Here is a 25,915-nt window from a genome sequence, read left to right as displayed (position 1 = left end):
ATGCGGCTGTAGCTCAGCTGGATAGAGTACTTGGCTACGAACCAAGGGGTCGTGGGTTCGATTCCTGCCAGCCGCACCAGATTGAAGCCCTAGAACGCAAGTTCTAGGGCTTTTCTCTTTTTATGAAAGCCTTGTTTTTTGATTGAGCAACAGCAAGGTCTGTATCCAAGCAATTGGATGCAGTCAGCAACTTAGGTTGTTGATGGCTTAGCGGCTGTAGCTCAGCTGGATAGAGTACTTGGCTACGAACCAAGGGGTCGTGGGTTCGATTCCTGCCAGCCGCACCAGATTCAAGCCTCAGAGATGCATATCTCTGAGGCTTTTGTCTTTCTGGGTGTCTCCGGGGTTGATGTGGAGGATGAAAAGATTTTTTCATCGTTTTGAGAATTAAGGGTAATTGCTAGGCCTATAATCGATGGCTTAGCGGCTGTAGCTCAGCTGGATAGAGTACTTGGCTACGAACCAAGGGGTCGTGGGTTCGATTCCTGCCAGCCGCACCAATTGGAAGTCCTGATACCGCAAGGTGTCAGGACTTTTTGGTTTGTGCCCTGCATCCCGCCGGGGCGCCACGGGTTTTGTGTGAAGATGCGGCCCATGAACAAGGCTTTCACCAAGGAAACCGATGGGCAGGACGACGACGATGACCTGCCCAGCCTGCCCGCCATTCCCAAGGGCAGCAAGAACTACATGACGCCCCGTGGCTACCAGACGCTCAAGGCCGAGCTGCTGGAGCTGATCGACAACGAGCGTCCCAAGATCGTGGAGACCGTGCACTGGGCGGCCAGCAATGGCGACCGCTCGGAAAACGGCGACTACCTGTACGGCAAGAAGCGCCTGCGCGAGATCGATCGCCGCATCCGCTTTCTGACCAAGCGGCTGGAAGCGGCCGAGGTGGTCGACCCGTCGGTACACCACGGCAGCGAGCAGGTGTTCTTCGGCGCGCGCGTGACCTATGCCGATGACGAAGGCGTGGAGCGCACCATCACCATCATGGGCATCGATGAGGCCGACAGTGCCCAGGGGCAGGTGAGCTGGATTGCACCGGTGTCACGGGCACTGCTGAAGGCCAAAATCGGCGATGAGGTGCCGCTGCCCACCCCGGCCGGCGTGCGCATGCTGGAGGTGCTGGACGTGGAGTACCCGCCGCCAGCCGCCTGAGCGGGATATGCCGCCGCTGCAGACGGCAGTTTGGCGAGAACGGGCCCCTTGGCGGCTTATTCCTGAACCTGCACCTGAGTCTGTGCACATGTCGGTGCTGGCGCGTGCTGCCTTGGCGCAGGAAGCAGTGCCAGTGCCTGGTCTAGTCTGGTCTGGCGGATTGGGTAAGCTCAGAAAAAAGGAGCTATCTGCGCTCGTCTACGTTGTATTTCAGGATAAAAACCATCTGAAACGTCCGCATCACCTGCGCGGGCAGCTCTTGTTTTGATCAAGGCGCATAAAAAATGCGGCCCCAAGGGCCGCATGCGCTGACCAGCATGCGCGCGGCTTATTCCAGCGGCAGGATGCGGGCGGCGCGCACCACGGTGGGCACGCGGCGCAGGCTTCGCAGCGCGGCCTCCACCTGCTGCTGGTCGTGCACGGAGACGATGAAGCGCAGCTCGGTGGTCTGCATGGCGGCTTCGTCGTCCATCTCCAGGCGGCGGATGTCGACGTTGGCGTTGCTCAGTTCGGTGGCCACGCGGGCCAGCACGCCCTTCTGGTTGTGGATGGTGACGCGGATGCCGCTGTCATACAGCTTTTGCCGACTTTCCTCGGCCCATTCCACGGGCACGAAGCGTTCGCTGTCGGTGTGCTGCAGGCGCTTGGCATTGACGCACTGGGCATTGTGCACGTGCAGGCCGTCGCCACGGCCCAGATAGGCCACGACCGGGTCGCCGGGCACGGGCCGGCAGCAGCTGGCATATCGCACGGAGCTGTTGCTGTTGCCGTCCAGGGCCACCGTGCTGTGGCTGCGCAGGCTCTGGCTGCCGAAGCGTTCCTGGGTCAGCAGCAGGGCGTCGGGGCGCTGGCCCTGGCTGGACAGCTCGGCCATGAAGTGGCGCGCCACCCAGCCGGCGGCCTGGCGGCCCATGCCGATGTCGGTGAGCAGGTCTTCGCGGCTGGGGCTGTTGGCCTTGAGCAGCACGGCCGTCCACAGGGCCTTGTTGGCCTCGTCGTCACCGGGCACGGTGGCAATGCCTTCTTCGCGCAGGGCCTGGGCCAGCAGGGTCTCGCCCAGCACCATGGACTCGCTGTGCGCTGCGGTCTTGAGGTAGTTGCGGATCTTGGAGCGGGCGCGGCCGGTCTTCACAAAGCCCAGCCACGCCGGGTTGGGGTTGGCGTTGTCGTCGGTGATGATCTGCACCACGTCGCCACTCTTGAGCTCGGAGCGCAGCGAGGCGGGCTCGCCGTTGATCAGGGCGGAGACGGTGTGGTGGCCGATGTTGCTGTGGATGGCGTAGGCAAAGTCCACCACCGTGGCACCCCGCGGCATGGCCATGATCTTGCTCTTGGGCGTGAAGACGTAGATGGAGTCCGGGAACAGGTCCACCTTGACGTTGTCCCAGAACTCCGTGGCGTCGTTGGTCTCGGTCTGGATGTCCAGCAGCGACTGCAGCCACTTGGTGTTCAGCACCTCCTGCTTGCCCTGCGACTTGTACAGCCAGTGGGCGGCAATGCCGGCCTCGGCCACGATGTGCATGGGCTCGGTGCGGATCTGGAACTCGATGTTCACGCCCGAGGGGCCGACCAGCATGGTGTGCAGCGACTGGTAGCCATTGGCCTTGGCAATCGCAATGTGGTCCTTGAACTTGCCGGGCACGGGCTTGTACATCTGGTGCAGGATGCCCAGCGCCGTGTAGCAGTCGGTCACCGTGGGCACGATGATGCGAAAGCCGTAGATGTCGGTCACCTGCGCAAAGGTCAGGTGGTGGCGCAGCATCTTCTGGTAGAGCGAGTACAGCGTGCTTTCACGGCCGGCCAGACGGGCGGGCAGGTTGACGCGGTCGAACTCGGCGGCAATCTCGTTTTGCACGCGCAGCACCAGGTCGTGGCGGCGGGCACGCGACTTGGTGATAGCCTTTTCCAGGGTCTCGTAGCGCCAGGGGCGTTGGTAGCGGAAGGACAGGTCCTGCAGCTCGCGGTAGGTCTGGTTCAACCCCAGGCGGTGGGCGATGGGGGCGTAGATCTCCAGGGTCTCGGAGGCGATGCGGTTCCACTTACTGCGCGGCATGTCGCCCATGGTGCGCATGTTGTGGGTGCGGTCGGCCAGCTTGATCAGGATGACGCGCACGTCCTTGGCCATGGCCAGCAGCATCTTGCGGAAGGACTCGGCCTGGTTCTCTTCGCGCGTGTTGAAGTGCAGCTTGTCCAGCTTGGTCAGGCCGTCCACCAGATCGGCCACCACGGGGCCGAAGCGCTCGTCCAGATCCTGCTTGGTGATGCCGCAGTCTTCCATGGCATCGTGCAGCAGCGCGGCCATCAGCGCCGGGGCATCGAGCTTCCAGTGCGCGCAGATGGTGGCGACGGCAATCGGGTGGGTGATGTAGGGGTCGCCGCTGCTGCGCCACTGGTTGGTGTGGGCCTTGTCGGCGTAGCGCCAGGATTGGCGCACCAGTTCGATGTCAGCGGGTGGCAGATAGGACAGATAGTCCAGCATGCGCTCGAAATGCGCAGCAGAAACGCGGGCCGCAACTTCCAAACGTGCATCAAGGGACACGTCGGGCGAGGTTCGGGGGATGTCGTCTGTTTTGGAATTGAAAGCCGCGTTCATGCCCTAAATGTATCGCGGGAAAGCGGGGATAGACATAGTAAAAAAAAAGCACCGCGATACGGTGCTTCTATTGTCTGCCGACTTGCACAGACTTGAAAACAGCAAACAGGCTTAACCTGGCACTTTTTTCAGCATTTCCAGGCCAACCTTGCCTTCTGCGATTTCACGCAGGGCGGTCACGCCGGGCTTGTTCTGGCATTCCACCTTGGGGGTGTGGCCTTGGCTCAGCATGCGGGCGCGGTAGGTTGCGGCCAGCACAAGCTGGAAGCGGTTGGGGATTTGCTCCAGGCAATCTTCAACGGTGATGCGTGCCATCAGGGTACTCCGGGGGAATTCAGGATAGGTTGAGCGAATCAAACACGTCGCCGCGCAGGCGGCGTTGCGACGCGTACTTCAGGCGCTGGGCGTGAATGATCGCTTTCAGGTCAAAGAGCGCGCTCTCGAATAACTCGTTGATTATAACGAAGTCGAATTTTCCGACCTGGGCCATCTCTTCTTCCGCATTCTTCATGCGCAGCTCGATGACTTCCGGGGCATCCTCGCCACGGTTTTCCAGGCGCGAGCGGAGCTCTTCCCAGCTGGGGGGCAGGATGAAGATCAGCACCGCCTGGGGAAAGGACTCGCGCACCTGCAGGGCGCCCTGGTAGTCGATCTCCAGCAGCACGTCCTCGCCATTGGCCAGACGGTCCTGGATGCCTTTTTTCGAGGTGCCATAGCGCTTGCCATGCACGTTCGCCCATTCGACAAAGGCATTGTTGGCGACCATGGCGTCGAACTCCTGCTCGGAGGCGAAGAAGTACTCGCGGCCATGTTTTTCCTGTCCGCGCGGCGCACGCGTGGTGTGCGACACGGACGGGTAGACGCGCGCATCAAACGAGCGCAATGCCTTGACCAGGCTGGATTTACCGGCTCCGCTGGGAGCTGCGACGACAAAGAGGTTTCCGGGGTGTTCCATAAACAGCGGTGGTGCTTGTGGCGACCTTGCAAAAAGGGCGCTTGCGCGCCCTGTGGTTTTTAACGGTGGTTATTCAATGTTCTGGACTTGCTCGCGCATCTGCTCGATCAGCACCTTCATGTCCACGCTGATGCGTGTCAGATCCAGGGCGGCCGACTTGGAGCCCAGGGTGTTGGCTTCGCGGTGCATTTCCTGGATCAGGAAGTCCAGGCGTTTGCCGATCTCGCCGCCCTTTTTCAGCAGGCGCTCGACTTCGTCCAGGTGCGAGTCCAGGCGGGTGATCTCTTCGGCCACATCGATGCGGATGGCAAAGGCCGTGGCTTCGGACAGGGCGCGCTCGCGTGCGGCTTCGGGGGCCACCTGGCCTTCGGTCAGGCCCATGGCTTCCTGCCAGCGGTCCAGGAAACGCTGGCGCTGCTGCTCGACCAGCTGCGGCACCAGGGGGCCGGCCTGGCTGGCCAGCGTGCGCAGTTGCTGCACGCGGTCCTGCAGCATCTCGGCCAGGCGCTCGCCTTCGCGGGCGCGGGCTTCAATCAGGGCCTGCACGGCGCTGTCGGCCACCTGCGGCACGATGTCCTGCCAGTCCACGGAGACGGCGTTGCCGCCGCCGGCCAGGCGCAGCGCATCGGCCACGGACAGGCCCTTGGCGTCGGGCAGCCAGGCCTGCACCAGGTCCTGCACGCTTTGCATGCGCTGCAGCAGGGCGGGCGTGGGCTGGGGCAGCGATGCGGAGGTGTCCACATCGATGGCGGCGCGCACTTCCACCTTGCCGCGCTTGAGGCGCTGGGTCAGCAGGGCGCGCAGGGCGGGTTCCTGGCTGCGCAGCTCATCGGGCAGGCGGAAGGTCAGATCCAGAAAGCGGCTGTTGACGGCGCGGATTTCAAGCCCCAGACGCACATTGGGCGCAGAGGTGTTGTCCTCGATGGACGCCGGCGTGTGCTGGACGCTGGCGTATCCGGTCATGCTGTAAACTGCCATTGGACGTTTCTTTTGGTTGCTTGCAATCCCCCGATTATCCGGTTTCCGCTCCGACCTTGAGGTTTACCTGAACAAAATGTCTTCCCGGATCAAGCCAGCGCCCTTGCCACCCGATACCGTGATTGGCGACTACCGCGTGGTGCGCAAGGTGGCCTCGGGGGGCTTCGGGGTGGTCTATCTGGCGCAGGACCGGCAGGGGCAGGACGTCGCCATCAAGGAATATTTGCCTGCGGCCTTGGCCACGCGCGCGCCGGGCGAGTTGGTGCCCAAGGTGGCGCAGGACAAGCTGTCGCTGTACCGGCTGGGCCTGAAAAGTTTCTTTGAAGAAGGCCGCGCGCTGACGCAAATCTCCCACGCCTCGGTGGTGAGCGTGCTCAACTTCTTCCGCGAGAACGAAACCGTCTACATGGTCATGAACTTCCTGCGTGGCGCCTCGTTGCAGGAATACATCGTGACGGCGCGGGCCCAGCAGCACGCCAAGGTGCTGCGCGAATCGTCCATCCGCTCGCTGTTTGACGAGGTGCTGCGCGGTCTGCGCATCGTGCACCAGCACAAGATGCTGCACCTGGACATCAAACCGGCCAATATCTTTGTCACCGACGATGACCGCGCGGTGATGATCGACTTCGGCGCGGCCCGCGAGGTACTGAACAAAGAGGGCAACTTCATCCGCCCGATGTACACCCCCGGCTTCGCGGCCCCCGAGATGTACCGGCGCAACGGCAGCATGGGCCCGTGGACGGACATTTACGCCATCGGCGCCTGCATGTTCGCCTGCATGACCGGCCAGCCGCCGGCCGATGTGCCAAGCCGCCGCGAGAAGGACCGCCTGCTGGTGGCCCTGGCGCGCTTGCGCGGTGTGTACTCCGACAACCTGCTGGAGCTGGTGCAGTGGGCCATGGCCCTGGACCCGCTGGACCGGCCGCAGTCGGTATTTGCATTCCACAAGGCCCTGAGCCAAGACACCGAACGCCGTTACACCCCGCTGAGCGTGTCGGAAAAGGTGCGGCTGCAACTGGACTCGCTGATCGGCGAGGGGCGCAAGACGCAGTCGCCGGGTGAAACCTCGGTCCGCATCAAGGCACCATGAAATTCTCCGTCTTCCAGCTCAGCCGCCGCGGCGGGCGCGCCGTCAACGAAGACCGCATGGGCTACTGCTACACGCGCGATGCGGCGCTGTTCCTGCTGGCCGACGGCATGGGTGGCCATGCCGAGGGCGAGGTGGCCGCGCAGCTGGCCCTACAGAGCATTGCGGCGCAGTTCCAGCGCGAGGCCACGCCGGCGCTGGCCGATCCCACCGACTTCCTGAACCGTGCCGTCATCACGGCGCACCAGCACATCCAGCGCTATGCCAAGCTCAAGAAGATGGCGGACTCGCCGCGCACCACGGTGGTGGCAGCGGTGGTGCAGGGGGGGCAGGCGACCTGGCTGCACTGCGGTGACTCACGCCTGTACTGGGTGCGCGATGGCAAGCTGCTGGCGCGCACGCGCGACCACTCGTACCTGGAGATGGAGCGCGGCGCGGCCACGCCGCTGCTGCTGGCGCACCGGCTGCTGAATCGCAACGTGCTGTTCACCTGCCTGGGGGCCTCCGGCATGCCCATCTTCGATGTCAGCGGCCCGCACCCGCTGCGCAGCGGCGACCGGCTGCTGCTGTGCTCCGACGGCCTGTGGGGCGTGCTCAAAGAGCCGGCCCTGCTACACGGCCTGTCGATCCTGCCGGTGGACCACGCCATCCCGGCGCTGGTGGATTCGGCCTTGCAGATTGCCGGCAACAAGAGCGACAACGTCACGGCCCTGGCCATGGAGTGGGAAGTGCCCGAGGACGTGCACAGCCAGCACGGGGTGGAGACCGATACCGCCACGACCACGCAGTGGTTCGCCTCCACCATCCAGTCCTCGCACGAGCTGGACACGCTGGACGATCCCCTGGACGAGGACGAGATTGAGCGTAACATCGCCGAGATCAACGCCGCTATCCGCCGCTCGGCCGCGCGCAAGTCCTGAGCCGGCCTGACCACTCCAGTGGCCCACATGGGCTTGCAGTTTGTCGCACACTGGGCGCTGGCTGGCACCAAGCGGACGCACCGGCCTTGTTCTCAACATCAAAATAGATAGCTATGAGCGCTTGCCATGTCTGCGTGAGTGCCTGATTTGACCCATGAAAATTGTTCTCGCCTCCAACAACCGCGGCAAGCTGGCCGAATTGCAGTCCATGTTCGCCCCGCTGGGCGTGGAGCTGATCTGCCAGGGCGATCTGTTTGAGGGCGAAGCCCCCGAGCCCTTTGGCACCTTTGTGGAAAACGCCCTGAGCAAGGCGCGCTTTGCTGCCGAGCGCACCGGCCTGCCGGCGATTGCCGACGATGCTGGCCTGTGCGTGGACGCCTTCGACGGCCAGCCCGGCGTGGACACGGCCTACTACTGCACGCACTACGGCTACGAGAAAAGCGACGCCAACAACGTCACCTGCCTGCTGGAAAACCTGGCGCCGCACGCCAACCGCCAGGCCGCCATGGTGAGCACCCTGGTGGGCGTGCGCCACCCCAAGGACCCCGAACCGCTGATCGCCGTGGGCCGCGTGCACGTGGAGATCGCCACCGAGCGCCGCGGCAGCAGCGGCTTCGGCTTCGACCCGGTGCTGATCATTCCCGAGATCGGCAAGACCTTTGCCGAGATGGCGCCCGAGTTCAAGAACGACCACAGCCACCGCGGCCGCAGCACGCGCGCCATGATGGAGTTGCTGCGCACCACGTGGCTGGCCACGGCCTGAGGCAGAGGCGGGTGGAGGCTGTGCCGCCGCCGCGGGTGGCCTGCCGCACAGCCTGAGTACCGATTGACGTTTGAATGCGATGAATATTCCTATTAATCCGGCAGAGACCGCGACCCTGGGCCAGCCGCCCAAGGACGTGCAGCACTACATGCGCGCCGGCACGCTGGGCCTGCCGGCGCTGCCGCCGCTGTCGCTGTACATCCACCTGCCCTGGTGTTTGAAGAAGTGCCCGTACTGCGACTTCAACTCGCACGAGCAGCGCAGCCAGGCCGACGGTGGTGTGCCGGAGCAGCGCTACATCGACGCCCTGATGGCCGATCTGGAGGCCAGCCTGCCCCTGATCTGGGGGCGCACCGTGCACAGCGTGTTCATCGGGGGCGGCACGCCCAGCCTGTTCAGCCCGGACAGCATCGACCGCCTGATCAGCGGCCTGCGCGCGCGCCTGCGAATGGAGCCGGACTGCGAAATCACCATGGAGGCCAACCCCGGCACCTTCGAGAAGGAGCGCTTTCGCGCCTACCGCCATGCCGGGGTGACGCGCCTGTCGATCGGCGTGCAAAGCTTTGACGACCGCTTCCTGCAGGCCCTGGGCCGGGTGCACGACGGCGCCCAGGCGCGTGCGGCGGTGCAGGAGGCGGCCGAGGCTTTCGAGACCTTCAACCTCGACATCATGTACGCCCTGCCGGGGCAGACCGAGGCCGACCTGGTGCGCGACCTGGAGACGGCGCTGGGCTTCCACCCCCCGCACATCTCCATCTACCACTTGACCATCGAGCCCAACACCTACTTCGCCAAGTTCCCGCCCGTGGTGCCCGAGGAGGACACGGCCTACGACATGCTGGATCGCATCACCGCCATGACCGGCGCGGCGGGCATGCAGCGCTACGAGATCTCGGCCTATGCGCGCGAAGGCCACCAGTGTTTTCACAACACCAACTACTGGCAGTTCGGCGACTACCTGGGCATTGGCGCGGGCGCGCACGGCAAGCTCAGCTTTGCGCACCGAGTGGTGCGCCAGGTGAAGCTGCGCGATCCGCAGCGCTACATGGATGCCGCCCTGGCCGGGCGCGCCCTGGCCAGCGACGAGGATGTGCGCCGCAAGGACCTGCCGTTCGAGTACATGTTGAACGCGCTGCGCCTGCGCGGCGGCTTTGCCATCCAGGACTACCTGGACCGCACCGGCCTGCCCATCAGCACCATCAGCGCGGCCCTGGACGAGGCCGAGCGCAAGGGCCTGGTGCTGCGCCAGCACGGGCGCGTGACCCCGACGGAGCGCGGCTTTGATTTCCTCAGCGATCTGCAGGCGCTGTTCCTGGGCGACGCCTGAGCGACTGGGTGCCGGGGTCATCGCGGCTTAGGCCTGCACAACTCCCAAAAAGAAAGCACCTTGCGCAGGTGCTTGCTGGTTTTCAGGGCGTTGGGTGCTGAAATCAGGCGTGCCTGCTGCGCTACCTGCTATCAAAAGCCTCAACCGCAGCGTGCCGCGACGATGCGGCCGGTGGCGTCTACTTCCAGGTTCAGGCGCTCGGCGTTGAACTCCATGGTCACGGCCTGGCCAGGGCGCAGCACGCGCACCATGTAGGCGCCGGCCTTTTTGCGGGCCTCGGACACGTTGTGCTCGGTGTTGGTCTTGCCCACGGCCCATTGCGCCTTGTCGGGGTTGCAGGTTTGCACAGGGCGGGGGGGCTGTTGGGCGCCGGTTCCGCCGGTGCGGTAGGGCGTCAGCGTACAGCCAGCGGCCAGGGCGACCACCGCGGTCATGGCAAGTGCGTGCAATCCAACGTGCATGGGACGGGCTCCTTCTTGAACATGCTGGGACCATACCAGTCCACGTCGGCCATTTTGCGCTTCATGTGTGACGGTTTGTGTCGACCTGCAAACCGGTGTGGCGGGCCTGGCCACCATGGCCCCGCCACGGCAAAACGCGCCTAGCCGCGCGGATGCTGGAACACGCTGGCGTCGATGCGCAGCTGCTTGGCCTTGGCGGCGGCCTGCTCGGCCTGCTGGCGCGTGTCGAACGGGCCGATGCGCAGGCGTGTGAGATCGCCTTTGCTGCTGCTGACGGTCTGGCGCAGGGCATTCAGCTTGGCGCCCTGCAATTGCTGGACGGCCTTGTCGACATTCGCGGCCTGGGCGTAGACACCGGCGTTCAGGTAGAACTTGCCGGGCACCAGGCGCCCGTTGGCGGCAGCGGGCGCAGGCTTGGGCTCGGGGGCGCCCTTGCTGGCCTTGTCGGCTTTCTCGGCCTTCGCAGTCTTGCTGCCCTTGTCGGTTTTTTCGGCTTTGTCGGGCTTGGCCGGTGCGGGGGCCTTGGCGGCTGGCGCGGGCGGTGTCACGGCCTTCTTGGCCGGGGCTGGCGGCGCTGCGGGGGGCGATACTGCGGCCAGGGCTGGTGCCGGCACAGGCACAGCGGCCGGTGCCGCTGCAGGGGCTGGCGCAATCGCCGCTGCCGGCTCGGCGACCAGGGCCACTTGGGGAGCGGCTTCGGGCGTGGCGGGCACGGCCTGGGCCAGTGTGACGAGGGACAGCGCGGGCGCGGTGTCGGCGGGAGGGGCGGCCGCGGGCGTGAAGGCCACGGGCTGCGTCGGTGCCAGGCTGGACACCTGGGGAATGACGAGGTCGGGCGGGCCGGACGGGGCGGGGGCCTCGCTCGGTCCACCTTGCTTGACCTGGTGCAGCACCAGGCCGGTCAGGGCGGCCAGCAGCAGGGCCTGGATGGCGGCGATGGTGTGCAGGCGGTCCTTGGTCACGGCCTGCTCCGCCAGCTGCGCGCGTGCCTGTGACAGCGAGCTGGCGCGGGTCAGCGTCTGCAGCGTGTGCTGGCGCACATGCTGGTAGTACAAGGCGTTGCCCAGGGTGCCCGGCACCACACACAACAGCATGCCGACCAGCAGGCACAGGGCCAGCTCCAGCGGCAGCGGCAGCCGCCCGTGCACGCCGCCCCACCACACCAGCAGCAGCGCGGCCAGCAGGCACAGGTACAGCGCGGCAGGGCGCCACAGCTTGCGCAGCACCAGCCAGGCCAGCGTGCAGAAGGCGGCGCCATGGTTCCAGGTGGGCACGGCCTTGCCCAGGGTCTCGAAGCGCTGGAAGTGCCGCTGGTAATACGCTGCGTTGATGGGGCCGACGCTCAGCCGGTACAGGTCGGGCATGATGCCCGTGTCCCCGGAGGAGGGGGCAGGCGTGAAGGCGTTGGAGCGGGAAGGCGTCGCAGGCATGCGGGCGATTGTGGCATGGCCGGTGTGCGGCCCTGAATTGTCAAACAATGTTTGTCACACCCGGCCCACACGGCGGGCACAGGTGGCTCGCCGCGCCTTTTGGGCGCACACCCTTGCGCAGGCTTTTACACTGGCGGCTTTGTTTTCGCGGCGCGGCCCCTGCTTGGGGGCTGTGCCCACCGTGGCGGCTGTGCAGGCCGCCGTGCTACCGAGTCAGTGGGTCATGCAACAACAACACGAATGGCAGTTTTTCCGGGCGGGCGGGGTGGACCAGGTCACCATCCGCACCGGTGCAGATATCGCAAACATTGGGCAACTGGATCAGAAGCTGTGGGTGGCCCTGGCCTGCCCCACGCGCGGGATTGAATTCGACAGCGCCACGCTGGACATGATCGACCTGGATGCCGATGGCCGCATCCGCGCGCCGGAACTGGTGCAGGCCTGCGAATGGGCGGTCTCCATGGTCCAGGACCCGGAGGTGCTGACCACCGGGTCGGACGTGCTGCAGCTGTCGTCGCTGCGCGGGGATTCCGACGAGGCGCGGGCCCTGCTGGATGAAGCCCGGCGCATCCTGGCGCTGCAAGGGCGCAGCGGCACCGACAGCGTCTCGCTGGCCGAGGTACAGCAGCGGCTGACGACGCTCAACAGCATGCCTTTCAACGGCGACGGCATCCTGAACCCCGTGACCCTGGCCGATCACCCCGCGCTGGCCGCCCTGGTGGAGCGCATCATGGCCGCCTATGGCAGCGCCCAGGGGTGTGACGGCCAGCCGGGCCTGGGCCGCGCGCAGCTGGACAACTTCTTCACCGACGTGCAGGCGATTGCCGACTGGCATGCGCGCGCCCAGTCCAACACCTGCGCCTTGCCCACGCAGGAGCAGGCCGTGGCCGCCGCGCAGGCGCTGAATGCCGTGCAGGCCAAGGTCGAGGACTTTTTTGCGCGCACGCGCCTGGCGGCTTTCGACGCCAGCGCCCTGGTGCCGCTGAGCCCGTCCGTCGAGGGCTACGCCGCCCTGGGCAAGCAGTTGCTGAGCCAGGAGGACGCCGCGATTGCCGCACTGCCCGTGGCCACCGTGGTGGCCGGGGGCGAGCTGCCGCTGACGCAGGGCATCAACCCCGCCTGGGCCGAGGCGATGGCCACCCTGCGCACCACTGCCGTCGAGCCGCTGCTGGGCCCGTTGGACAGCCTGAGTGCCGCGCAGTGGGCGCAGCTCAAGGCGCAGCTGGCGCCGTGCCAGGCCTGGCTGGCGGACCACCCCGCGACCCCGCTGGGCACGGTGGCGCAGGCCGAGGCACAGGCGCTGCTGGACAGCGGCATGCAGCAGCAGTTGCAGGATTTCATCCAGCACGATGAGGACGAAAAGCAGCACAGCGTGCACGCGATCGCGCTGGAGAAGCTGATCCGCTACCAGCGCGACCTGCTAGCGCTGTTGAACAACTTCGTGGCCTTCTCGCAGTTCTACAACCGCCAGGGCGCGGCCTTCCAGGCCGGCACCCTGTTCCTGGACGGGCGCAGCTGCGACCTGACGGTGGATGTGGCCAACCCCGCTGCGCACGCCACGCTGGCCGGCATGGCCAAGGTCTTCCTGGCGTATTGCGAGTGCCAGCGCAACGGCCAGAAGCGCCACATCGTGGCCGCCTTCACGGCCGGGGATGTGGACTTCCTGTTCGTCGGGCGCAACGGCATCTTCTACGACCGTGCTGGCCAGGACTGGGATGCCACCATCACCAAGCTGATTGAGAACCCCACCAGCATCGGCCAGGCCTTCTTCTCGCCCTACAAGAAGTTCGTGCGCATGGTCGAGGAGCAGGTGGCCAAGCGTGCGGCCGCCAAGGACGCCTCGGTCACCGCCAGCCTGGACGCCCAGGCCAGCAAGCTGGTCGACGTGAGCAAGGGTGCTGCCGCCGCGCCGGCACCCGCTGCGGCGGCGGGCAAGAAGACCGATGTGGGCACGGTGGCCGCCATCGGCGTGGCGCTGGGCTCCATCAGCACGGTGCTGGTCGGCATCTTCGGCAAGTTCGTGGAGCTGGGGCCCTGGATCCCCGTGGCCTTGCTGGGCATCATCCTGGCCATCTCCGGGCCCAGCATGCTGATTGCTTGGCTGAAGCTGCGTGAGCGCAGCCTGGGCCCCATCCTGGACGCCAGCGGCTGGGCCATCAATGGCCGCATGAAGATCAACCTGCAGCTGGGCAACTCGCTGTCGCAGGCGGCCAAGGTGCCGCTGAGCGCCAAGCGCATCACCCACGACCCGTTTGCCGACAAGCACACCGCCCGCTGGGTCTGGGGCGTGGTGGCTGTGCTGATGCTGGCCGCGCTGGCCTGGCGCTGCGGCTGGCTGGACCGCGTGCTGCCCCAGCCCTGGCAGTACAACGCGGTGATGGCCGAGGTAGCACCGCCGCCACCGGCCGCGCCTGCACCCGCTCCTTCGCCTGCGCCTTGAGCGGGGCACCCTAGCCCCCACAAGCCAGCAGCCTGCTGGCTTTTTTCATAGCTGCAGGCGCAGGATGGGAAGGGGATAGAGGCCGTTTTGGCTTGAAAATTAGGGAGGCCGGTCCGTGCCGTTCTCAGCAGCGGTCGATCTTGCCGGCCCGGTGCGCCCCGAACACGCAGTCCCCAAAGGCCTGGGGGCGCCGCGGCAGGTGCCTGCCATGGCCATGTCGCCAACGCCCGCAGCGCGGGTTGCGAGAGGGGGGCGACTGCGGGCTTACCAGCCCTTGGCGGCCAGCGCCTTGGCGATCTTGTTGCGCGGCACGGTGGGCTTGGGCACCTTGAAGTCGAACCAGTTGCGCACGTCCTCCTCCACGCCGATGCCGTGCATGAAGTTGTAGATGGCTTTCTTCAGCCCCACGCCCAGTGCGTCGTGGTCCACGCCGGTGGGGTCTATGAAGGGGATGTCGTTGCGCGCAAACGTGGCGGGCGGCAGCGCGGGCAGGGTCACGCCGTAGGCCTGCGGGTTCTGGCCCACGGGCGAGTGGATGGTGCAGGCAAAGCGGTGAAAGAAGCCGCTCTGGATGCAGCCGTTCTCGAACAGCTGGCGCACATACTCCAGCGCATCCACCGTGTCCTGCACGGTCTGCGTGGGAAAACCGTACATCAGGTAGGCGTGCACCAGGATGCCGGCGTCGGTCAGCGCCTTGGTCACGCGCGCCACCTGTTCCACGCTGACGCCTTTTTTCATCAGGTTGAGCAGGCGGTCCGAGGCCACTTCCAGCCCACCGGACACGGCGATGCAGCCGCTGTCGGCCATCAGCTGGGCCAGCTCGGGGCTGAAGGTTTTCTCGAAGCGGATGTTGCCCCACCAACTGATGTCGGTGCCGCGCGCGATCAGCTCCTGGGACAGGGCCTTGAGCGCCTTGGGCGGTGCGGCCTCGTCCACGAAGTGAAAGCCGGTCTGGCCGGTCTCGGCCACGATGGCGTCGATGCGGTTGGCCAGCTCGGTGGCGCTGGCGCCTTCGTAGCGGCCGATGTAGTCCAGGCCCACGTCGCAGAAGCTGCACTTCTTCCAGTAGCAGCCGTGGGCAATCGTCAGCTTGTTCCAGCGGCCGTCGCTCCACATGCGGTGCATGGGGTTGAGCATGTCCAGCAGCGACAGGTAGTCGTGGATGGGCAGGCCGTCCCAGGTGGGCGTGCCCACCTCGGCAAAGGCGATGTCGGCTTCCATCATGTTGATGTACTGCACCGCGCCTTCGTCGTTGCGCACGAAGGTGCGCACCAGGCGCGAGCGGCCACGCTCGCCGCGCAGGTGTTCCAGCAGGGCTAGCAACGGGCGCTCGCCCGCGTCCAGCGTGATGAAGTCGAAATAGTCGAACACGCGCGGCTCGGCCAGCGTGCGCAACTCGGTGTTCACAAAGCCGCCGCCCAGCACCAGCGTGATGTGGGGGAATTCGGCCTTGATGGTCTGGGCGATGCGGAAGGCCGCGTAGACCGAACCCGGGAAGGGGGTGGACAGCAGCACCACCGTGGGCCGGTGGCGCCAGACGGCCTTGCGCGTCAGCTCGGCCAGCGCGTCATCGACCAGGGTGGGGGCGGCGGCCAGGGCCTCGGCCAGCGGGTCGAAGGTGGGCTGGTTGCCCGACAGCGACTCGGCATAGCGCACAAATTCAAAGCGCGGGTCGGCCGCGTCGCGGATCACGTCGGCCAGGTCGTTCAGATACAGCGTGGCGTAGTGCTTGGCGCGGTCCTGCTGGCCCAGGGCACCGAAGGCCCAGCCCACGGGGTCGCCCGAGCCATCGTCCATGTAGTGCTCCAGCGCATCGAAGCGCGGGCCCTCGGGCAGCCAGGCGCGGCTGACGATGCGGTGGCTCAGCGTGCTGTCCTTGCCCTGCAGGAAGGCGATCACGCGGTTCACCGTGGCCAGGTACTGGTCGCGCTGGCCCATGAAGCTTTGCACGGCGGGGCTGAACAGGCGGTCCGGGTCGGCGTCGTACTGCGCCTGCACCAGGTCGATGATCTGCGCCAGGCCGTCGCGCGACAGCAGCTTGAGCACCAGGGCCAGGGCCAGGTCTTCCTGCACCGCATCCACCCCGCGCGAACGCAGAAAGCCCGTTAGATAGGGCGCAGAAGGGTAGGGCGTGTTGAGCTGCGTCATCGGCGGGATGAGCGACAGCACGCGGGTGTCAGGAGCAGTCATGAAGGTTCAGCAGGCCGGCGGGGCGGCACGCAGGGCCGCACAACAAAAGCCCGGCTGGGCAGCAGGGCGGGGCGATATTGTCGCTGGCTTGGCGAAAAAGCGCCGGCACCAGGTTTCTGGCGGCCCGGCCCCAGGGTCTGCGCGGGCGCAAAAAAGCCACCCGCGGGTGGCTGTGAAGGAAGGAAGCGGGGGGACGTGCCTCAGTTGGCAGAGAGCTTGCGCTCTTTCACCACGCGGCCCCACTGCTCATATTCTTTTTTCATGAACGCCGCCAGTTCCTGGCGCGTGGTGGGCTGCGGGGTCAGACCATGGTCGTTCAAGGCCTTTTTCACGCCTTCGTCGTTCAGGGCCTTGACGATCTCCACGTTCCAGCGGTCCAGGATGGCCGTGGGGGTTTTGCTGGGCGCCACGAAGGCGTACCAGTTCAGGGCCTCAAAGCCGGGGTAGCCGGCTTCGGCCACGGTGGGGATGTCCGGCATGTAGGCCGGGCGTGTCAGGCCGGTGGTGGCCAGGGGGATCAGCTTGCCGGCCTGCACATGCGGCAGGGCGGTGGGCGGCGCGGCGAAGTAGCTGGTGACACGCTCGCCCAGCAGGTCCTGCAGGGCCGGGGCGCCGCCCTTGTAGGGCACGTGCACCATTTCCACGCCGGCGCGCTGGTTGAACAGCTCACCCGCCAGGTGCGAGGCTGAGCCGGCGCCGGTGGAGGCGTAGTCCACCTTGCCGGGTGACTTCTTGGCCAGCGCCACGAACTCCTGCAGGTTCTTCACCCCCGCGCCCTTGTGCACCACCAGCACGTTCGGAAAGTTGACGCCCCCGGACAGCGGCGCCAGGTCCTTGAACGGGTCGTAGGTCAGCTTCATCAGGTGCGGGGCGATGGTCAGCGGGCCGACCGAGCCGAACAGGATCACCGATCCGTCGGTGGCGGCATTCGCCACCTGGCCGTGGGCGATGTTGCCGCCCGCGCCGCCCTTGTTCTCCACCACCACGGACTGGCCGATGTTCTCGCTCAGCTTCTTGGCGATCAGGCGCGCGGCGGCGTCGGCCGCGCCACCGGCGGCAAAGCCCACCACCATGGTCACGGGTTTCCTGGGCGGGAAATCCTGGGCCAGGGCTGGCAGACCGCCCAGCAAGCCGGCGCTGAGCAGCACGGCCGAGGATTGGATGAGGGTGCGTCGTTGCATGGGGTATCTCCTGAATGGGTGTTATGTTTTGGGTGTGGGGGAGTTCAGCGCCGCGGGGCTTGTGGCCCCGCACGCCTCAATCGGCCCCCAGGCCGATGGGGTTGGGTTGGCGTTTCTCGGTGGCATGGCGCAGCAAGGCCGCGGTGCGGAACACACCGTGGGCAAACTTGCCGTAGGGCAGGGTGGCGAACAAGGCCATCACCGCGCCCAGGTGCAGGCACAGCAGCAGTGCCAGGGCGGGGGTGGCCCGGGCCCACCACAGCGCCAGGCCGCTGGTGGCCACCAGGAACAGCAGGGCGATGAAGCCCAGGTCCATGGGTTTTTGTTGGGCATCGCCATGCAGCGGGTGGCGGCGGCGGTTGAGGCGCCACAGGCCGGCCGTGCCCAGGGCCAGCATCACGCCGCCCGTGCCGCCCAGCAGCTTGGGCAGGCTGGGCAGGTCGTAGGGCGCGGCCCAACCCAGCAGGTAGTGGTAGAGCGTGGCCACGCCAGTGGCGGCAAAGCACAGCAGGAAACCGTAGAAGGTCAGGTGGTGGCAGCGGCGGCGCTGCAGGGTGTAGGCATCGTCCTCGTTGTGGCAACCGTCGCCGTGGCCGCCATCCAGGTACTTCAGGCGCAGCACATCGCCGGTGGCCTCGGCGGCGGCGGGCCGGCTGACGTCGGCGCCGCTGGTGGCGGGCTTGATGTCCTTCCAGAAACGGCGTACGCCCATGGACAGCGCCAGCACCACGAACAGGAACACCGGCGCGAACAGGCCCACCAGCAGGTTGTGCGGGAACAGGTTGTAGAAATTGGCGCCCAGGTCGGCCCCCCACAGTGCGCCCAGGCCGCCGCCTTGCAGCACGGCGCCCAGCACCAGGAACAGGCTCAGCGCGGCCACCAGGGCCAGCGATAGCGTCAGGCCGTTGCGCTGGTACAGCTGGCCCAGCGCCGGGGGCCAGGCGTAGTCGGCATAGGTCTGGCCGCGCACCTCGGCCATGGCCTTGGGGATGTTGATGCCGAACTCGTGTGGCGGGGCGTACTGGCAGGCGTGCAGGCAGGCGCCGCAGTTGTGGCACAGGTTGGCCAGGTAGTTCACATCGGCCTTGCCAAACTCCAGGCGGCGCGTCATTGCCGGGAACACGGCACAAAAGCCCTCGCAGTAGCGGCAGGCGTTGCAGATCTGCATGACGCGGGCCACTTCGCCTTCGGCCGCGCTCAGGGGCAGGATGGGAATGACCTTGCCGCTGTGGCCAGAGGCCAGGGCCTGGGCTTCCTGGCCCAGCGTTTCAAAGGATTGCATGCTCATGGTGGCTTACACCTCGTCTTTCACGGCGCCGTGTTCGGCGCCTTTACCCGCAGCGGCCAGCGCCGCGTTGCGTCCGGCGATGCGGCCAAAGGCCGTGCCGATGGACATGCCCACACCGGCGGTGTAGCCCTTGCCCAGCACGTTGCCGGCCATCATTTCGCCGGCCACAAACAGGTTGCGACTGGGCTGCCCTGCAAAGCGCACGGCGGCGGTGTCATCGGTTTCAAGGCCCAGGTAGGTGAAGGTCACGCCGGGGCGCAGGGCGTAGCCGTAGAACGGGCCGCTGTCGATGGGCCGGGCCCAGTGCGTCTTGGCGGGGGCCAGGCCTTCGGTGTGGCAGTCGTCCAGCGCCGTGTGGTCGAACTGGCCCACCTGGCAGGCGCCGTTGTAGGTGTTGAGCGTGCGCATGAAGGTGTCCACGTTCAGCCCCAGCTTCTGCGCCAGCTCGGGCAGGCTGTCAGCCTTGACGCCGGGGAACACGGGCGGCATGAAGCGCCCTATGGCCTTGCTGTCGATGATGGAGTAGGCAATCTGTCCGGGCTGCTGGGCCACCAGGCGGCCCCAGATGGCGTAGCGCTTGGGCCAGAAGTCCTCACCCTCGTCGTAGAAGCGCTCGGCCTCGCGGTTGACCACCACGCCCAGGGACACGCAGTCGATGCGGGTGCAGATACCGCCGTCGTACAACGGTGCGCGCGCGTCGATGGCCACCATGTGGGCCTGCGTGGGGTCGCCAATGCCGTCGACCTGGTGGTCTTCCAGCAGGTGCTTGAGCAGCACCCCCTTGTTGAAGGCGGTGCCACGGATGATGAAGTTGTCGGCCGGCCATTCGCCGCGCGCGTTCTGGCCCCAGGCCTCGCGCAGCCATTCGCGGTTGGATTCAAAACCGCCGGCGGCCAGCACGCAGCTGCGGGCGGTGATGCGCTGGCCGTTCACATAGGCTGCCTTGAAGATGCCGTGGTCGATGTCGATGCGATCCACGGGCGACTCGTAGCGAATCTCCACACCCAGTGCTTCGGCACTGCGGTAATAGGCGTTGACCAGGGCCTTGCCGCCGCCCATGAAAAACGCATTCGTACGTGCCACGTGCAGCGCGCCCGACAGCGGGGGCTGAAAGTGCACGCCGTGCTGGCGCATCCAGTGGCGGCAGGTGGAGGAGGCGCGGATCACCATGCGCGCCAGGTGCTCGTTGGTGATGCCCCCCGTCACCTTCAGCAGGTCTTGCCAGTATTCCTCTTCGGGGTAGGCCTCGACCAGCACATCCTGCGGCGCATCGTGCATGCAGCGCAGGTTGCGGGTGTGGGCGGAGTTGCCGCCGCGCCATGCGCGCGGTGCGGACTCCAGCAGCAGCACGCGGGCACCTGCTTCGCGCGCCATCAGCGCGGCGCACAGGGCGGCATTGCCACCACCGATGACCAGAACATCGGTGTCCATGAATCTCTCTCCTTGCAGTCTCACTCGTGGGGAAGATCGACTGTAGGGAGCGCCCCCGGCCCTGTGCAGGGGGTTCAGGGAATGGGGGTATCAGTTTTTGTGATGGCTCAGCGTGGCGCCGGCCCAGGCGCCGCTGGTCACCAGGTGCTCGGCGCAATCGTGCAGCACCACGCGGGCGGCCAGCGCGGCGGGTGACAGCTCATCCTCCGACAGGCCGCACAGCATGGCCGGGCGGCGCACCTGGCCGTCCACGATCTCCGACCACAGGAATTCGCCCTGCGTGGCGTGGTGCAGCTTGACGGCCGACCAGGGCTGCACCGTGGCGCCCATGCCGGCCATCACGGCCTCCATCAGCAGCGGCAGGCCGTCAATCTCCAGCGCCATGTTCAAGGGCAGGCCCGCATGCGCGAAGGCGGTGACGATGGCATTGCGCAGCCCGTGGCTGCCCGAGGGCAGGATCAGCGGCACGCCGCCCATCTGCGCCATGGTGGTGGTGGCCGTGTGCGGGCACACCGGGCGGCGCTTGGACTGGATCAGGTAGAGCTTTTCCTCCAGCAGCGGCTGCACGCTCCAGCGGCGGGCGCCCTGTGCATCGAACAGGATGGCCAGATCCAGCTGGCGCGCATTCAGCAGGCTGGTCAGGTGGCCCGACAGCGCCGACACCATGTGCAGGCGCACCTCGGGGTAGCGTTGGCGCAGGGCCTGCATCAGCGGCAGGCCGAGCACCGAGGCAATCGTCGGCGACAGGCCAATGCTCACGGCCCCCGACAGCCGCGCCTGTTGCGCCGCGTGGATGGCCTGCTCGGCATGCCGCAGCGTCAGCTGGGCCTCGTGGAAAAAGGCCAACCCGGCCTCGGTCGGGACCGTACCCTTGCTGGAGCGCTGCAGCAGGCGGGTGCTGAGTTCGCTCTCCAGGCGGCTGATCTGCTGGCTCAGGGCGGACTGCACCATGTCCAGGTCCATGGCGGCGCGGCTCATGGAGCCCAGTTCCACCACACGCACGAAGTAGCGCAGTTGGCGCAGTTCCATAGGTGGCTCACAGTGAAGACAGAAAACGCGGGCGCGATGCCCCCGCACCAGCCGGCATGGTAGCGGCCCCATGAGGGCGCCGCCGTGCCCGGCCCGCATGGCGTGGCATTGCACTTGCTTATCTGCGGGCATGCCTGACCTGATCCTGACCCCCGAACCCCTGACGCCTGCGCGCTTTGCCCCTTTTGGCCAGGTGGTGGCCGTGCAGGGGCAGTCGCCCGCGCTGCCCGCCTGGCCCATCAACGGTGGCAACGCCATGCGGCATGAGCTGCTGACCGATCTGCGACTGACGGCCGAGGGCGGCGTGCCCATGCTGGCGCTGTTCAGCGCCCAGGCGCGGCAGTTTCCGCTGGCCGTGACCGAGCTGGAACGCCATGCCCTGGGTAGCCAGACCTTTGTGCCGCTGGGCACGCAGCGCTTTGTGGTCGTGGTGGCCCGCCCCGGGCCTCACCCCCAGGCGGGCGAGCTGCAGGTGTTCGTCACCGACGGCCGCCAGGGTGTGGTGCTGGCACCGGGGACCTGGCACCACGCCCTGCTGGCGGTGGAGGGCGGGGATTTTGTGGTGGTGGAGCGGCGCGCGACGGTGGTGGATTGCGAGGTCTGCCGTTTGGACCCAGGGGTGCAACTGCGGCTCTAGCGCCACGGCGCCCATAAAAAAGCGCCCGCAGGGGGCGCTGGTGGGGGCGGCGGTGCCTAGGGCTTGAAATCCAACCCCTGCTGCACGGCATCGCGCATGCGCTGGTCGCGCTCGTCACCGGGCATGGGCTTGCGGTTGCGGTCCTCGATCTGGGCGCCCGACTCTCCAAACACCGGCGGGGGCGAGCGCGTGATCTCGCCTTTGGGCAGGTAAGAGGGCTGGGCCTGGAAGTACAGCAGCAAAGCGGCGCAGGTGGCGGCGGCGATCCAGCGGTTCTTGCGCTTCCAGCTCAGACCGAAGCCGATGGCGGCGATCAAAAAGGGCAGGAGGTTGAGCAGCAGGATCATTTGGCAATGCTCACCATGGGCACGCTGTCCCCCAGGGTGGTGGTGGGCAGCTGGCCGTTCCACTTCTCGATCCAGGCACGGTCATTTTCCAGCTTGCGCAGCTGCAGCACGCGGGCATCGACGGACTGGGCCAGCACCGATTGCGACATGGCTTCGGTTTCGGCCTTTTCCTTGTCGATGGCGCGCTGCAGCCGGGCTTCCTGCAGCTCACGTTCCAGCTGGGCCTTGGAAATCGCCAGCTGGGCCTCTTCCTTCTGGATGGCTTCCCGGCGCTCGGCCGCCGACTCCTGCGCGTCGGTGATGATCTTGGGGTATTTCAGGTTGGTGATGCCGACAAAGCGCACCGAGAACGGCGTCAGCGACTCGATGGCCTTGCCCAGCTGCAGGCGCAGGTCGGCGTTGATCTTTTCGTTGCTGGAGGCAATCTCGCTGATCGACAGCTTGCTCAGGTACTCGCGCACCTCGGCCTGGATGATCTGGCTGGCATAGGTGCGGTACACCTGCTCGTTGGCAATCGTCGAGACATGCTCCGACATCTCTGTGGGGGCGATCGCATTGAACAGCTCTGCCGTCTTCTTGGGGTTGATGCTCAGCGTCGCACGGATGGTCACCTCCAGGTTCAGCTTGTCTTCGGGGATGAAGATGCTCATGGCCTCCTGGTAGGCCTTGTCGGAGACATCCAGCAGCACCAGTCGGTCGCAGTAGGCCCAGCACTTGCCCAGCCGGAATTTGGAGGTGGGGATCAGGTTGTCCTGGTAGCCATCCTTGGTCATGATCTTGCCGATGTGGGCCGGTGGCACCTCGACCTTCTGGCCGCATGCGGCCAGGGTCACCACGGTGGCGACAGCGGCCAGCATCTTCGTGTACTGCGTCAGTTTGCTCATTCTCGTCCGCCTCCTTTGCGGCATCGTGCTGGTCCTTGTGCCCGGGTGGGGGGCACAGCCTCTGTGCACCAGCATGGGGCATGTATCACACCACAGTTTCGCAGCGCCACGGCGCAGGGGCCCGCCGAGCAGGCCCCAGCTGCGGCCATGGTGTGGGCCAGATCAAACATGTGCCGCATGGCCCGTGGGCGCAGCGCACGCCGGTGCCCGCCCACGACGCAACAGCCCCGCGGCCATGGCCTGCGGGGCTGTGGTGCAGGGCGGTGCCTCAGGCCGTGGCAGCCAGCTGCTGCGCCATGGCGATCAGGCTGCGGTCGCTGCCGGCGGGGCCCAGCAGCGACAGGCCCAGCGGCGCCCCCTGGCGCTCGGCTAGGGGCAGCGAGATCTGCGGAAGGCCCGACAGCCCGGCGATGCACAGCATCTGCACGGCCTGGTTGCGGTAGTGCTCCAGCGCGGCCTCGTCGGTGCTGCGCAGCGGGGCGATGTCGGGCATGGAGGGCATGACCAGCACGCCGTCCTGGCCCAGCAACTGGCGCAGGTGGGCGCTGAAGCGCGTGCGGAAGGCCTGGGCCTGTTCGACCTGGGCGTCGGTGACGTCCCGGGACCAGGCAAAGCGTTCCTTTACGCCGGGGCCCAGCACGGGGGCGTAGCGTTCGATGAAGGCGCCGTCGGTCATCCAGGCTTCGCGGCCCTGGAGGTAGCGGAAGCTCCAGTACATGGCCTCAAAGCTGTCCAGCGCCACGGTGGTGGGCGCGGCTTCGCCGTACACGGCCTGGACCTGGGCCCGCGCGCCGTCCCAGGCGGGCAGTACGTCGGGGGCGATCAGGCCCCAGACGTCGGTGGGGCTCAGCAGGCGCGGCCGGGCGGGCAGCGGGGCGAGGTCGGCACCCAGCAGCACGTCGCCGACGCGGGCGAAGGTGGTGGCGTCGCGGGCGAACCAGCCGCAGGTGTCATAGCTGTGGCACAGCGCCAGGGCCGATTGCAGGCTGACGCGGCCGTGGCTAGGGCGGATGCCGTACAGCCCGCAATGGCTGGCGGGTGCGCGCACCGAGCCGCCGGTGTCGGTGCCCAGGGCAAAGTCGCACAGCCGGCTGGACACGGCCGAGGCCGAACCCGAGGACGAGCCTCCGGTGATGCGCTCCGGCGCTGCGCCGTTGAGCGGCGCGCCGAAGTGGGCGTTGTTGCCGTTCATGGAAAAGGCCAGCTCGTCGGTGACGGTCTTGCCGGCGAAGGCGGCGCCGGCATCCAGCAGCTTTTGCACGGTGGGCGCGGTCTGGGTCTTGGTGCCCGACAGGACCAGCACCAGCGGGTTGCCGCCGCCCGTGGGGTAGCCGGCCACGTCGAACAGGTCCTTGACGCCGAAGTACAGGCCGCTGAGCGGGCCGGTGCTGGCGTGGGGCACGGGCACGTCGGGATAGGGTACGAAGGCGTGGGCGGGATCGTTCAAGGGCATGGCAGGCTTTCCAGAGGACAGGGATACAGACAACGAGCGCGTGAAAACAGGAGCGCATGGCGCTCGCCCATTCGGCATTTCCAGGTGAAAAGGCTTGGAAAGTGCCGTTGGATGAGCGCCAGCTGCTCTTTTTTTTGCAGGGGCGCCACGCAGGCGTTCAGGCCGCCAGCTGTTGCGCAGCGTGCTGCGCGGCTTCGTCGGTGCGCACGCAGCGCGCCAGGTGGCCGGGGGCGATCTCCCGCGCGGCGGGCACGGCCTGCAGGCAGGCGTCGGTGGCCCAGCGGCAGCGTGGGGCAAAGGCGCAGCCGGGGGGGATGGCGGTCAGGTCGGGTGGCGCACCGGGGATGGTCTGCAGCGGCTGGCCGCGTTCCATGGCGCCGTGCGAGCGGCTTTGCAGCAGGGCCATGGTGTAGGGGTGGCGCGGGTGGCGGATCAGCTGCTCGGCCGTACCTTCCTCGACGATGCGCCCGGCGTACATCACGGCGATGCGGTCGGCCACCTCCACGGCGGCGCCGATGTCGTGCGTGACGAAGATGATGCCCAGGCCCAGGTCGCGCTGCAGCTCGCGCAGCAGCAGCAGGATCTGGATCTGCACCGTGGCGTCCAGGGCGGTGGTGGGCTCGTCGGCCAGCAGCACCTGCGGGTTGCAGGCCAGGGCCAGGGCGATCATGGCGCGCTGGCGCATGCCGCCCGACATTTCGTGCGGATAGGCCTTGAGGCGCTGCGCCGGGCTGGGGATGCTGACGCGCTCGAACAGCTGCAGCGCGCGGGCTTCGGCCTGGGCCTTGCTGGTCTGGGGCTCGTGGCGGCGGATGGCCTCGACGATCTGCGCGCCCACGGGGTAGACGGGGTCCAGGGCCAGCAGCGGGTCCTGGAAGATCATGGCGCAGGTCTTGCCGCGAAAGCCGGGCAACTCGCGCTCGCGCAGGGCCAGCACGTCATGGCCGGCGACCTGCACCTTGCCTTGCATGGACGTCTTGCGCTCGGGGTGCAGGCGCAGCAGGGTGCGCAGGGTGACGCTTTTGCCCGAACCCGATTCGCCGATCAGGGCCACGGCTTCGCCCGGGCGCACGGACAGGCTGACGCCGCTGACGGCCTGCACCGGTTTCTTGCCACCGGTGAACTGGATGTTCAGGTCTTCGATCTGTACCAAGGGGGTCATGGTCGTCTCCGGGGTTCAAGCCGCCAGGGCGGGCTGATCGGCCGTGGCCAGGGGGTGGCCGCTGCTGAATTCGTGCACCAGGCAGCGTGCGTGGTGGTGCAGTTGCACGTCCGAGATCGTGGGCACGCGCTCGGCGCACACTGCGGCAGCCTGCAGGCAGCGCGGGTGGAAGCGGCAGCCCGTGGGCGGGTTGATGGGGTT

22 protein-coding genes, 3 tRNA genes and 1 pseudogene are annotated in these 25,915 nt (G+C 66.9%); 10 read left to right on the top strand and 16 right to left on the bottom strand.

What is annotated here, in order from left to right; genetic code table 11:
* The first annotated feature begins 2 nt into the window (after window positions 1–2).
* From FYM52_RS15095 to greB, 4 genes are all read left to right on the top strand, one after another.
* Window positions 3–79: transfer RNA gene (locus FYM52_RS15095), tRNA-Arg, on the top strand.
* 131 nt (window positions 80–210) lie between these two features.
* Window positions 211–287, top strand: a tRNA-Arg gene (locus tag FYM52_RS15090).
* Between the two features lie 136 nt (window positions 288–423).
* Window positions 424–500: transfer RNA gene (locus FYM52_RS15085), tRNA-Arg, on the top strand.
* A 94-nt stretch (window positions 501–594) separates the two neighbouring features.
* On the top strand, window positions 595–1,158 hold the full coding sequence (gene greB, locus FYM52_RS15080) for a transcription elongation factor GreB (protein ID WP_042417264.1): 564 nt from the start codon (window positions 595–597) through the stop codon (window positions 1,156–1,158).
* Between the two features lie 328 nt (window positions 1,159–1,486).
* Here greB and FYM52_RS15075 read toward each other — a convergent pair whose 3' ends face one another.
* The 4 genes from FYM52_RS15075 to FYM52_RS15060 all read right to left on the bottom strand — a co-directional run bounded on the left by FYM52_RS15075 (window position 1,487) and on the right by FYM52_RS15060 (window position 5,669).
* Entirely contained in the window at window positions 1,487–3,751 is a 2,265-nt protein-coding gene (locus FYM52_RS15075) for a bifunctional (p)ppGpp synthetase/guanosine-3',5'-bis(diphosphate) 3'-pyrophosphohydrolase (protein ID WP_154164690.1), read from the bottom strand.
* A 111-nt stretch (window positions 3,752–3,862) separates the two neighbouring features.
* Window positions 3,863–4,066: a DNA-directed RNA polymerase subunit omega gene (gene rpoZ, locus FYM52_RS15070; protein ID WP_042417268.1), complete on the bottom strand. Its 204-nt coding sequence runs from the start codon at window positions 4,064–4,066 to the stop codon at window positions 3,863–3,865.
* 19 nt (window positions 4,067–4,085) lie between these two features.
* A complete protein-coding gene (gene gmk, locus FYM52_RS15065; protein ID WP_043384086.1) occupies window positions 4,086–4,706 on the bottom strand; it encodes a guanylate kinase in 621 nt (206 codons plus the stop codon).
* A 69-nt stretch (window positions 4,707–4,775) separates the two neighbouring features.
* Complete coding sequence (locus tag FYM52_RS15060) at window positions 4,776–5,669, bottom strand: YicC/YloC family endoribonuclease (protein ID WP_162858929.1); 894 nt, start codon at window positions 5,667–5,669, stop codon at window positions 4,776–4,778.
* A gap of 91 nt (window positions 5,670–5,760) precedes the next feature.
* Here FYM52_RS15060 and FYM52_RS15055 point away from each other — a divergent pair, with 91 nt between their 5' ends.
* The 4 genes from FYM52_RS15055 (at window position 5,761) to hemW (ending at window position 9,781) form a co-directional block, all read left to right on the top strand.
* Complete coding sequence (locus FYM52_RS15055) at window positions 5,761–6,774, top strand: serine/threonine-protein kinase (protein WP_045266359.1); 1,014 nt, start codon at window positions 5,761–5,763, stop codon at window positions 6,772–6,774.
* On the top strand, window positions 6,771–7,691 hold the full coding sequence (locus FYM52_RS15050; RefSeq protein ID WP_042417277.1) for a PP2C family serine/threonine-protein phosphatase: 921 nt from the start codon (window positions 6,771–6,773) through the stop codon (window positions 7,689–7,691). Before FYM52_RS15055 ends, FYM52_RS15050 begins: the two co-directional genes overlap by 4 nt.
* 154 nt (window positions 7,692–7,845) lie before the next feature.
* A complete protein-coding gene (rdgB, locus tag FYM52_RS15045) occupies window positions 7,846–8,454 on the top strand; it encodes an RdgB/HAM1 family non-canonical purine NTP pyrophosphatase (protein WP_154164689.1) in 609 nt (202 codons plus the stop codon).
* A gap of 79 nt (window positions 8,455–8,533) precedes the next feature.
* Window positions 8,534–9,781, top strand: a complete 1,248-nt coding sequence (hemW, locus tag FYM52_RS15040; RefSeq protein ID WP_154164688.1) for a radical SAM family heme chaperone HemW — start codon at window positions 8,534–8,536, stop codon at window positions 9,779–9,781.
* Window positions 9,782–9,921: 140 nt separating this feature from the next.
* Here the strand turns inward: hemW and FYM52_RS15035 are convergent, their stop codons facing one another.
* Together FYM52_RS15035 and FYM52_RS15030 are read right to left on the bottom strand one after the other, a co-directional pair.
* Window positions 9,922–10,242 carry an I78 family peptidase inhibitor gene (locus FYM52_RS15035; protein ID WP_154164687.1) on the bottom strand — a complete coding sequence of 107 codons (321 nt, stop codon included), beginning with the start codon at window positions 10,240–10,242 and terminating at the stop codon, window positions 9,922–9,924.
* Window positions 10,243–10,382: 140 nt separating this feature from the next.
* A complete protein-coding gene (locus FYM52_RS15030) occupies window positions 10,383–11,672 on the bottom strand; it encodes an SPOR domain-containing protein (RefSeq protein ID WP_154164686.1) in 1,290 nt (429 codons plus the stop codon).
* 223 nt (window positions 11,673–11,895) lie between these two features.
* Here FYM52_RS15030 and FYM52_RS15025 point away from each other — a divergent pair, with 223 nt between their 5' ends.
* Complete coding sequence (locus tag FYM52_RS15025) at window positions 11,896–14,112, top strand: hypothetical protein (protein ID WP_154164685.1); 2,217 nt, start codon at window positions 11,896–11,898, stop codon at window positions 14,110–14,112.
* A 264-nt stretch (window positions 14,113–14,376) separates the two neighbouring features.
* Here FYM52_RS15025 and FYM52_RS15020 read toward each other — a convergent pair whose 3' ends face one another.
* The 5 genes from FYM52_RS15020 to FYM52_RS15000 form a co-directional block, all read right to left on the bottom strand.
* Entirely contained in the window at window positions 14,377–16,302 is a 1,926-nt protein-coding gene (locus FYM52_RS15020; protein ID WP_179954958.1) for a radical SAM protein, read from the bottom strand.
* A 200-nt stretch (window positions 16,303–16,502) separates the two neighbouring features.
* A complete protein-coding gene (locus tag FYM52_RS15015) occupies window positions 16,503–17,483 on the bottom strand; it encodes a tripartite tricarboxylate transporter substrate binding protein (protein ID WP_154164684.1) in 981 nt (326 codons plus the stop codon).
* Window positions 17,484–17,559: 76 nt separating this feature from the next.
* Window positions 17,560–18,765, bottom strand: a complete 1,206-nt coding sequence (gene tcuB / locus FYM52_RS15010) for a tricarballylate utilization 4Fe-4S protein TcuB (protein ID WP_043384262.1) — start codon at window positions 18,763–18,765, stop codon at window positions 17,560–17,562.
* A gap of 12 nt (window positions 18,766–18,777) precedes the next feature.
* Window positions 18,778–20,202: an FAD-dependent tricarballylate dehydrogenase TcuA gene (gene tcuA, locus FYM52_RS15005; protein WP_043384042.1), complete on the bottom strand. Its 1,425-nt coding sequence runs from the start codon at window positions 20,200–20,202 to the stop codon at window positions 18,778–18,780.
* Window positions 20,203–20,292: 90 nt separating this feature from the next.
* Window positions 20,293–21,231, bottom strand: a complete 939-nt coding sequence (locus tag FYM52_RS15000; protein WP_154164683.1) for a LysR family transcriptional regulator — start codon at window positions 21,229–21,231, stop codon at window positions 20,293–20,295.
* Window positions 21,232–21,361: 130 nt separating this feature from the next.
* Here FYM52_RS15000 and FYM52_RS14995 point away from each other — a divergent pair, with 130 nt between their 5' ends.
* Complete coding sequence (locus FYM52_RS14995) at window positions 21,362–21,868, top strand: ureidoglycolate lyase (protein WP_154164682.1); 507 nt, start codon at window positions 21,362–21,364, stop codon at window positions 21,866–21,868.
* A gap of 56 nt (window positions 21,869–21,924) precedes the next feature.
* On the opposite strand, the gene FYM52_RS14990 is transcribed toward FYM52_RS14995, so the two are convergent.
* The 5 genes and pseudogenes from FYM52_RS14990 to FYM52_RS14970 all read right to left on the bottom strand — a co-directional run.
* Complete coding sequence (locus tag FYM52_RS14990; RefSeq protein ID WP_154164681.1) at window positions 21,925–22,215, bottom strand: hypothetical protein; 291 nt, start codon at window positions 22,213–22,215, stop codon at window positions 21,925–21,927.
* Window positions 22,212–23,099 (bottom strand): SPFH domain-containing protein, encoded by an 888-nt coding sequence (locus FYM52_RS14985; RefSeq protein ID WP_231499186.1) that lies wholly within the window; start codon window positions 23,097–23,099, stop codon window positions 22,212–22,214. The genes FYM52_RS14990 and FYM52_RS14985 overlap by 4 nt, the downstream gene beginning before the upstream one ends.
* A 268-nt stretch (window positions 23,100–23,367) precedes the next feature.
* Window positions 23,368–24,552 carry an amidase gene (locus tag FYM52_RS14980; protein WP_154164680.1) on the bottom strand — a complete coding sequence of 395 codons (1,185 nt, stop codon included), beginning with the start codon at window positions 24,550–24,552 and terminating at the stop codon, window positions 23,368–23,370.
* Window positions 24,553–24,709: 157 nt separating this feature from the next.
* Window positions 24,710–25,714 (bottom strand): ABC transporter ATP-binding protein, encoded by a 1,005-nt coding sequence (locus tag FYM52_RS14975; protein WP_154164679.1) that lies wholly within the window; start codon window positions 25,712–25,714, stop codon window positions 24,710–24,712.
* Window positions 25,715–25,729: 15 nt separating this feature from the next.
* Window positions 25,730–25,915 (bottom strand): annotated as a pseudogene (locus FYM52_RS14970) (dipeptide/oligopeptide/nickel ABC transporter ATP-binding protein); the annotation flags it as partial.

Source organism: Comamonas sp. CAH-2 (genome assembly GCF_009668305.1).
Taxonomy (GTDB): domain Bacteria; phylum Pseudomonadota; class Gammaproteobacteria; order Burkholderiales; family Burkholderiaceae_C; genus Comamonas; species Comamonas aquatica.
The sequence above is the reverse complement of the archived record's forward strand: the minus strand, read 5'-3'. Positions and strand labels throughout refer to the sequence as shown.

Bases quoted from the DNA above. Each gene is read 5' to 3' on its own strand.
- FYM52_RS15050 (WP_042417277.1), top strand. From the start codon at position 6,771: ATGAAATTCTCCGTCTTCCAGCTCAGCCGCCGCGGCGGGCGCGCCGTC.
- FYM52_RS15025 (WP_154164685.1), top strand. From the start codon at position 11,896: ATGCAACAACAACACGAATGGCAGTTTTTCCGGGCGGGCGGGGTGGAC.
- FYM52_RS15000 (WP_154164683.1), bottom strand. From the start codon at position 21,231: ATGGAACTGCGCCAACTGCGCTACTTCGTGCGTGTGGTGGAACTGGGC.
- tcuB (WP_043384262.1), bottom strand. From the start codon at position 18,765: ATGCAATCCTTTGAAACGCTGGGCCAGGAAGCCCAGGCCCTGGCCTCT.
- FYM52_RS14995 (WP_154164682.1), top strand. From the start codon at position 21,362: ATGCCTGACCTGATCCTGACCCCCGAACCCCTGACGCCTGCGCGCTTT.
- rdgB (WP_154164689.1), top strand. From the start codon at position 7,846: ATGAAAATTGTTCTCGCCTCCAACAACCGCGGCAAGCTGGCCGAATTG.
- FYM52_RS14975 (WP_154164679.1), bottom strand. From the start codon at position 25,714: ATGACCCCCTTGGTACAGATCGAAGACCTGAACATCCAGTTCACCGGT.
- FYM52_RS15035 (WP_154164687.1), bottom strand. From the start codon at position 10,242: ATGCACGTTGGATTGCACGCACTTGCCATGACCGCGGTGGTCGCCCTG.
- FYM52_RS15075 (WP_154164690.1), bottom strand. From the start codon at position 3,751: ATGAACGCGGCTTTCAATTCCAAAACAGACGACATCCCCCGAACCTCG.
- FYM52_RS14985 (WP_231499186.1), bottom strand. From the start codon at position 23,099: ATGAGCAAACTGACGCAGTACACGAAGATGCTGGCCGCTGTCGCCACC.
- FYM52_RS14980 (WP_154164680.1), bottom strand. From the start codon at position 24,552: ATGCCCTTGAACGATCCCGCCCACGCCTTCGTACCCTATCCCGACGTG.
- gmk (WP_043384086.1), bottom strand. From the start codon at position 4,706: ATGGAACACCCCGGAAACCTCTTTGTCGTCGCAGCTCCCAGCGGAGCC.
- FYM52_RS15020 (WP_179954958.1), bottom strand. From the start codon at position 16,302: ATGACTGCTCCTGACACCCGCGTGCTGTCGCTCATCCCGCCGATGACG.
- FYM52_RS15060 (WP_162858929.1), bottom strand. From the start codon at position 5,669: ATGACCGGATACGCCAGCGTCCAGCACACGCCGGCGTCCATCGAGGAC.
- FYM52_RS15030 (WP_154164686.1), bottom strand. From the start codon at position 11,672: ATGCCTGCGACGCCTTCCCGCTCCAACGCCTTCACGCCTGCCCCCTCC.
- FYM52_RS15015 (WP_154164684.1), bottom strand. From the start codon at position 17,483: ATGCAACGACGCACCCTCATCCAATCCTCGGCCGTGCTGCTCAGCGCC.
- hemW (WP_154164688.1), top strand. From the start codon at position 8,534: ATGAATATTCCTATTAATCCGGCAGAGACCGCGACCCTGGGCCAGCCG.
- FYM52_RS14990 (WP_154164681.1), bottom strand. From the start codon at position 22,215: ATGATCCTGCTGCTCAACCTCCTGCCCTTTTTGATCGCCGCCATCGGC.
- tcuA (WP_043384042.1), bottom strand. From the start codon at position 20,202: ATGGACACCGATGTTCTGGTCATCGGTGGTGGCAATGCCGCCCTGTGC.
- greB (WP_042417264.1), top strand. From the start codon at position 595: ATGAACAAGGCTTTCACCAAGGAAACCGATGGGCAGGACGACGACGAT.
- rpoZ (WP_042417268.1), bottom strand. From the start codon at position 4,066: ATGGCACGCATCACCGTTGAAGATTGCCTGGAGCAAATCCCCAACCGC.
- FYM52_RS15055 (WP_045266359.1), top strand. From the start codon at position 5,761: ATGTCTTCCCGGATCAAGCCAGCGCCCTTGCCACCCGATACCGTGATT.